General features: G+C 67.4%; 7 protein-coding genes. All 7 read left to right on the top strand.

Translation table 11 applies throughout. From position 1 onward, the window contains the following. The coding region (locus tag APY03_RS01860; protein WP_232324130.1) for a cbb3-type cytochrome c oxidase subunit I at positions 1–1,425 on the top strand (1,425 nt) is incomplete at its 5' end. Next, positions 1,418–2,059, top strand: coding sequence for a cytochrome o ubiquinol oxidase subunit III (cyoC, locus tag APY03_RS01855; RefSeq protein ID WP_068673376.1), 642 nt, complete (start codon positions 1,418–1,420; stop codon positions 2,057–2,059). The genes APY03_RS01860 and cyoC, both read left to right, overlap by 8 nt. Continuing rightward, positions 2,056–2,451, top strand: a complete 396-nt coding sequence (gene cyoD / locus APY03_RS01850) for a cytochrome o ubiquinol oxidase subunit IV (RefSeq protein ID WP_068673374.1) — start codon at positions 2,056–2,058, stop codon at positions 2,449–2,451. The genes cyoC and cyoD overlap by 4 nt, the downstream gene beginning before the upstream one ends. Next, the gene (locus APY03_RS01845; RefSeq protein ID WP_232081090.1) at positions 2,448–3,269 is read left to right on the top strand and encodes an SURF1 family protein; all 822 of its coding nucleotides are present in this window, start codon (positions 2,448–2,450) and stop codon (positions 3,267–3,269) included. Before cyoD ends, APY03_RS01845 begins: the two co-directional genes overlap by 4 nt. After that, the gene (locus APY03_RS01840; protein ID WP_068673372.1) at positions 3,253–4,548 is read left to right on the top strand and encodes an ATP-binding protein; all 1,296 of its coding nucleotides are present in this window, start codon (positions 3,253–3,255) and stop codon (positions 4,546–4,548) included. Before APY03_RS01845 ends, APY03_RS01840 begins: the two co-directional genes overlap by 17 nt. Next, entirely contained in the window at positions 4,538–5,077 is a 540-nt protein-coding gene (locus APY03_RS01835; protein ID WP_068673370.1) for a response regulator transcription factor, read from the top strand. Before APY03_RS01840 ends, APY03_RS01835 begins: the two co-directional genes overlap by 11 nt. 355 nt (positions 5,078–5,432) lie before the next feature. Next, a complete protein-coding gene (locus tag APY03_RS01830) occupies positions 5,433–6,887 on the top strand; it encodes a DUF6531 domain-containing protein (protein ID WP_232324129.1) in 1,455 nt (484 codons plus the stop codon). Positions 6,888–6,918 lie beyond the last annotated feature (31 nt).

Raw genomic sequence — 6,918 nt, 5'->3', positions numbered from 1 at the left:
GACGTGGGGGTGGACTACTACATATGGTCATTGCAGATCGCGGGGGTCGGGACATTGCTCTCGGGGGTGAACCTGATCGCGACCATCGTCAAGATGCGCGCCCCCGGCATGAGCCTGATGAAGATGCCGGTCTTCACCTGGACCGCGCTGTGCACCAACGTGCTGATCGTCGCCGCCTTCCCGGTGCTGACGGCCGTGCTGGCGCTGCTGTCGATGGACCGCTACGTCGGGACGAACTTCTTCACCAACGAGCTCGGCGGCAATCCGATGATGTACGTCAACCTCATCTGGATCTGGGGCCATCCGGAGGTGTACATCCTGATCCTGCCGATCTTCGGCGCCTTCTCCGAGATCGTGTCGACCTTCAGCCGCAAGCGCCTGTTCGGCTATGCCTCGATGGTGTACGCGACGGTGGTGATCACCATCCTGTCGTACCTGGTGTGGCTGCACCACTTCTTCACGATGGGCTCGGGCGCGAGCGTCAACTCCTTCTTCGGCATCACGACGATGATCATCTCGATCCCCACCGGGGCGAAGATCTTCAACTGGCTGTTCACGATGTACCACGGGCGCATCAAGTACGAGGTGCCGATGCTGTGGACGATCGGCTTCATGGTGACCTTCGTGATCGGCGGGATGACGGGCGTGCTGCTGGCCGTGCCGCCGGCCGACTTCGTGCTGCACAACAGCCTGTTCCTGATCGCGCACTTCCACAACGTGATCATCGGCGGCGTGGTGTTCGGCGCCTTCGCCGCGATCACCTACTGGTTCCCCAAGGCCTTCGGTTTCAAGCTCGACCCGTTCTGGGGCAAGTGCGCCTTCTGGTTCTGGCTGGTCGGCTTCTACTTCGCCTTCATGCCGCTGTACGCGCTCGGGCTGATGGGCGTGACGCGCCGCCTGAGCCACATCGAGGACCCTTCGCTGCAGATCTGGTTCCAGATCGCCGCCTTCGGCGCCTTCCTCATCGCCCTGGGCATCCTCAGCTTCCTCATCCAGCTGGTGGTGAGCTTCATGCGGCGCGAGTCGCTGCGCGACACCACCGGCGACCCGTGGAACGGCCGCACGCTGGAGTGGTCCACCTCATCGCCGCCGCCGGCCTACAACTTCGCGTTCACCCCGCGTATCCATGACAACGACGCCTGGTGGGACATGAAGCAGCGCGGCTACGAGCGGCCGGTGGAGGGCTTCGCGCCCATCCACATGCCGAAGAAAACCGCCGCGGGATTCGTGCTGTCGGTCATCAGCGCGGTCCTGGGCTTTGCGCTGATCTGGCACATGTGGCTGATCGCCGGCGTGTCCTTCGTCGCGCTCATCCTCGCGACCATCGTGCACACCTTCAACTACAAGCGCGACTACCACATCCCCGCGGACGAGGTTGTCCGCACGGAAGCAGCGCGCACCCGAATGCTGGCCGGCCATGTCTGAGATCACCGTCCCCTCCTCCCCCGCCGCGGTGCGCGCGGCGGACCGCCCGGTCTTCCTCGTGACCGAGGAGCACCACCCCGAGAACGGCACGCTGCTGGGCTTCTGGCTCTACCTGATGAGCGACTGCCTGGTGTTCGCCTGCCTGTTCGCCATGTACGGCGTGCTGGGCCGCAGCTATGCCGCGGGTCCTTCGGGCGCCGACCTGTTCGACCTGCCGCTGGTCGCGGTCAATACCGCGCTGCTGCTGCTGTCCTCCATCACCTACGGCTTCGCGATGCTGGAGATGCTGAAGAAGCGCAAGGGCGGCACGCTGCTGTGGCTGGCTGTCACCGGCCTCCTGGGCGCTGGCTTCATCGGCATCGAGCTCTACGAGTTCGCTCACCTGCTCCACCAGGGCGCCGGCCCGCAGCGCAGCGCGTTCCTGTCCTCCTTCTTCACGCTGGTGGGCACGCACGGCCTGCACGTCACCTTCGGCATCATCTGGCTGATCACGCTGATGATCCAGGTCGGCAAGCACGGCCTGATCGCCGAGAACAAGCGGCGCCTCTTCTGCCTGTCGATGTTCTGGCACTTCCTGGACGTCGTGTGGATCGGCGTCTTCACCTTTGTCTACCTGATGGGGAGCCTGCGATGAGCGAGCAGCAGCACCACGCCGAGCACGGGCACGGCCACGGTCACGATGACGACGACCACGGCCTGCACATCAGCGCCAAGGGCTACCTGACCGGCTTCGTCCTGTCGGTGATCCTGACGGCCATCCCCTTCTGGCTCGTGATGGGCAAGGTCTTCGAGAGCCCCGGCACCACCGCCTTCGTGATCCTGGGCTTCGCGGCCGTGCAGATCGTGGTCCACATGATCTACTTCCTGCACCTGAACGCGCGCTCCGAGGGCGGCTGGAACATGCTGGCGCTGATCTTCACCATCGTGCTGGTGGTGATCACCCTGAGCGGCTCGCTGTGGGTGATGTTCCACCTCAACCACAACATGATGCCGGCATCCATGCACGAGATGCGCAACATGCCTTGAGCCGCACGCCACCCGATCAATCCCGGGGACCGCGTTCCACGCCGGCGCTGGCGCTGCTCGCCCTCGCCGGCGTTCTTCTTTTCGCGCTGTTCGCGGCGCTGGGTGCCTGGCAGCTCGAGCGGCGGGCGTGGAAGCTGGCGCTCATCGAGCGCGTCGAGGCGCGCGTGCATGCCCCGCCCACGGACGCTCCGCCACCGGCAGAGTGGCCGCGCATCAACGCTGCCGATCACGAATACAGGCACGTGCGGCTCGAAGGCGTCTTCCTCCACGAGCACGAGGCCCTGGTCCAGGCCTCGACCCGGCTGGGTCCCGGCTACTGGGTGCTGGCGCCGCTGCGCACTGCACATGGCGCGGTCCTGGTCAATCGCGGCTTCGTGCCGCACGAGCGGCGCGAGCGCACCACGCGCAGCGGCAACGAGCCCGCGGGCGTTGTCCGCCTCACCGGCCTGCTGCGCATCAGCGAACCCGGCGGCGGCTTCCTGCGCCGCAATGATCCGGCGGCCGACCGCTGGTTCTCGCGCGACGTGCAAGCCATCGCCGCGACGCGCGGCCTGGCGGACGCAGCCCCTTTCTTCGTGGACGAGGATGGCGCCGCGCCGCAGCCCCCGGGCAGCGAGCCGCGCTGGCCGGTGGGCGGCCTGACGGTGATCGCCTTCCCCAACAGCCACCTGGTCTACGCGCTCACGTGGTTCGGCCTGGCCCTGGGGGTCGCGCTGGGCGCCTGGCTGGTGGCGCGTGGCGAGCGCCGCCTGCGCCGGTCGCACGTACCGGACAGGACAGGCGCCGCCGACGAAACCCACGATGCAGCCTCGAACTGAAGCCGACGCCACCGGCCTGAAGAACATGCAGCAGCTGATCCAGCTGCGCTGGATCGCCGTGGTCGGCCAGGTCGCGACCATCCTGGTCGTGCACTTCGGCTTGGGCATCCGGCTGCCGCTGGGACCGATGCTGGGGGCGCTGGGCTTCCTCACCATCTTCAACCTGGTCAGCCTGTGGCGCTGGGACCGCCACGAGGACGTGACGGACCTGGAGCTCTTCGTCGCGCTCCTGGCCGACGTCGGCACGCTGACCGTGCAGCTCTACCTGAGCGGCGGCGTCACCAACCCCTTCATCTTCCTGTTCCTGCTGCAGGTCTGCCTGGGCGCAGTGCTGCTGGGCCCGGGCTACTCGCGCACGCTGATCGGCGTGACCGTGGCCTGCTTCATCGGCCTGATCCTGTTCCACCAGCCGCTGGAGATCCCGCCGGAAAACGGCCGCGGCCTCGCCAGCCCGTACATCCAGGGCCTGCTGGTGTGCTTCGCGCTCGATGCCGCGCTGCTGGCCATTTTCATCGCCCGCATCAACCGCAACCTGCGCGCGCGAGACGCGCGGCTGGCCGACCTGCGCCAGCGCGCCGCCGAGGAGGACCATATCGTGCGCATGGGCCTGCTGGCCACGGGCGCGGCGCACGAGCTCGGCACGCCGCTGGCCACGCTGGCGGTGATCCTGGGCGACTGGCAGCGCATGCAGCCCTTCGCCGCGGAGCCCGAGCTGCGACAGGAGATCGAGGAGATGCAGGCCCAGGTGGCGCGCTGCAAGACCATCGTCAGCGGCATCCTGCTGTCGGCCGGCGAGGCGCGCGGCGAGGCGCCGGCGCACACCACCGTCAACGCCTTCCTCGACGAGCTGGTGGCCGAGTGGCGCGCCACCCGCTCGCTCGACGCGCTGGCCTATTCCAACGTGTTCGGCGACGATGTGGCCATCGTGTCCGATTCGGCCTTGAAGCAGACCCTCTACAACGTGCTCGACAACGCGCTGGAGGCCTCGCCGCGCTGGGTCGGCCTGGAAGCCGCGCGCGAGGGCGAGTGGCTGCGCCTGACCGTGAATGACGCCGGCCCGGGCTTTGCCCCCGAGATGCTGGCGCAGCTCGGCAAGCCCTACCAGTCGAGCAAGGGCCGGCCCGGCGGCGGGCTGGGCCTGTTCCTGGTCGTCAACGTCGCGCGCGCGCTGGGCGGCAGTGTGTCGGCCGAGAACCGCCTCGAAGGCGGCGCGGCCGTGACCCTTCGCCTGCCGCTGGCCGCACTGACCCTGGAGAAGATGCCGCGCCATGGACGTTGAGCAACGGCTGCTGCTGATCGTCGAGGACGACGCCGCCTTCGCGCGCACGCTGAGCCGCTCCTTCGAGCGCCGCGGCTACCAGGTGCTCGTGGCCGCGAACGCCGAGCAGGTGACGGCGCTGCTGCAGGAGCATGCGCCCGGCTACGCGGTGGTGGACCTCAAGCTCGCGGGCGGCGCCTCCGGCCTGGCCTGCGTGCAAATGCTCCACGAGCACGATGCCACGATGCTGATCGTGGTCCTCACCGGCTACGCCAGCATCGCCACCGCCGTCGAGGCCATCAAGCTGGGCGCCTGCCACTACCTGGCCAAGCCCTCCAACACCGACGACATCGAAGCCGCCTTCGGCCGCGCCCAGGGCGATGCCGAGGTCGCGCTGACCGAGCGCTCCACCTCGATCAAGACGCTGGAATGGGAGCGCATCCACGAGGTGCTGGCCGAGACCGGCTTCAACATTTCCGAGGCAGCACGGAGACTGGGCATGCACCGGCGCACGCTGGCGCGCAAGCTTGGGAAGCAGCGGGTCAAGTAACCGGCGAGGCTGCGCCATCTCCTCTCAACTGGATGCGTGCTAGGCCGGCAGGTCCGGATGCCGCTACATTTATTGACACCTCTGCGCGCACCTCCTACATTCGCGGCTCCTAAAAACAAGCGACCAGGGAGTCGGAATGAGCAGAGAGACTGCGCTCCAGCAGGAGCGCGTATGCGCGTCGTCCGATCGCGCGGATTCCAGAAACCACGAGTTCACGCGCAGGCATTGGAAGCCATTCTTCCAACGATGCGTCCTGATACTGCTCGTTCAATCCTTGCTTCTGGGTCCTGCTCACGCCGCGCCTACTGCGGTTGTCGAGCCCGCCGCCGCGTCCGTGCATCGCATCGCCGCAGTCGTGGGTCAGAGCGTCGGCAATCCCATCCTCCCCGCGACCGCCGAGAAGTTCCAGTCCGAGACCGACTTCACCGAGGCCGGCCCCGCGCCACTGTCATTCGGCCGCTTCTACCGCAGCACCTGGGGCGCTGACACTTCGCGCCCTGCCGGCATCCTCGGTGCGGGCTGGACGCATACCTACAGCGCCAGCTTGCGTGCCTCGCCTGCTCTCAATCCCGTGACCGTCACGATCACCAGCGCCGAAGGCTACCTGCGCACCTTCGCTCTGCCCGCAGACGCCTCCTCCTGGAGCTCGACCAACAGCGCCGACTCCCTCACCTGGACACCCGCCGCCTGGATCTACCGCCGCGCCGAAGACGATTCGATTTCGCAGTTCGATGCCACCACCGGCAGGCTGCTCTCCCGCACCGAGCGCAATGGCCGGATCACCCGCTACACCTACAACGCAGCCGGCCAGCTCATCACCGTCACCAACCCCTTCGGCCGCACGCTCAACCTCGCCTACAACAATGCCGGCTTGCTGAGCAGTGTGACCACCCCCGACGGCCGCGCCATCGGCTACGCCTACGATGCCTCCGCCCGACTCGCGCAAGTGAGCCATCCCGACGGCAAGACGCGCAGCTACCTCTACGAGAACGCCGCCTTCCCCAAGGCCTTGACCGGCATCATCGACGAGGCCGGCGTGCGCCTGTCCACCTATGCCTACGATGCCCAGGGCCGAGCCATCAGCACCGAGCGCGCCGGTGGCGTCGATCGCTACCAGGTCAGCTATCCGGCTGCCGGCACGGCCACCGTCACGGACCCCCTAGGCATCAGCCGCGCCTACACCTACAGCACCACCCTCGGCAAGCTCGCCGTCACCGGCGGCTCCTTGCCCTCGGGCACCGGCGAAGCCGATGCCGCCGCCCGCGTGCAGGATGCCAACGGCCTGATCGCCAGCGAGACCGACTTCACCAATGCGGCCAACGCCACCGCGGCCCTGAGCTACAACGCCCTGGATGCGGTCACCCAAGCCAGCGACTTCAAGGGCGTGGCTACCACCTATGCGCGCGACGCCCAGGGCAATGCGACCACGGAGACCAGCGCCGACATCGGCAGCCGCGTCGCCCAGTACGACGCCCTTGGCCTACCGAGTCGCATCGTCGATGCGCTGGGCCAGGCCACCGCCATCGAGCGCGATGCGCTGGGGCGCCCGAAGCTGATCACCTTCTCCGACGGCAGGACCACCACATTGCGTTACGACCTGGGCTCCACGAGCACAGGCTATCTCTCCGAGATCACCGACCGCAGCGGCACCACCACCTACAGCCGCGATGAATTCGGCCGCGTCATCGCCAAGACCCAGACGCTCGCCAGCGGCCTGACCCAGCAGATCACCTATGCGTACACCGCCGCAGGCCAGCTCGCCGGCATCGGCTATCCCGACGGGTCGGTGCTGGCCTATCAATATCTATGAGATGTCAAGCTCAATCTGAAGGGTGAGGAGG

It is taken from the genome of Variovorax sp. WDL1 (genome assembly GCF_001541225.1).
Taxonomy (GTDB): domain Bacteria; phylum Pseudomonadota; class Gammaproteobacteria; order Burkholderiales; family Burkholderiaceae_C; genus Variovorax.
This window is presented reverse-complemented; position numbering and strand designations above follow the sequence as displayed.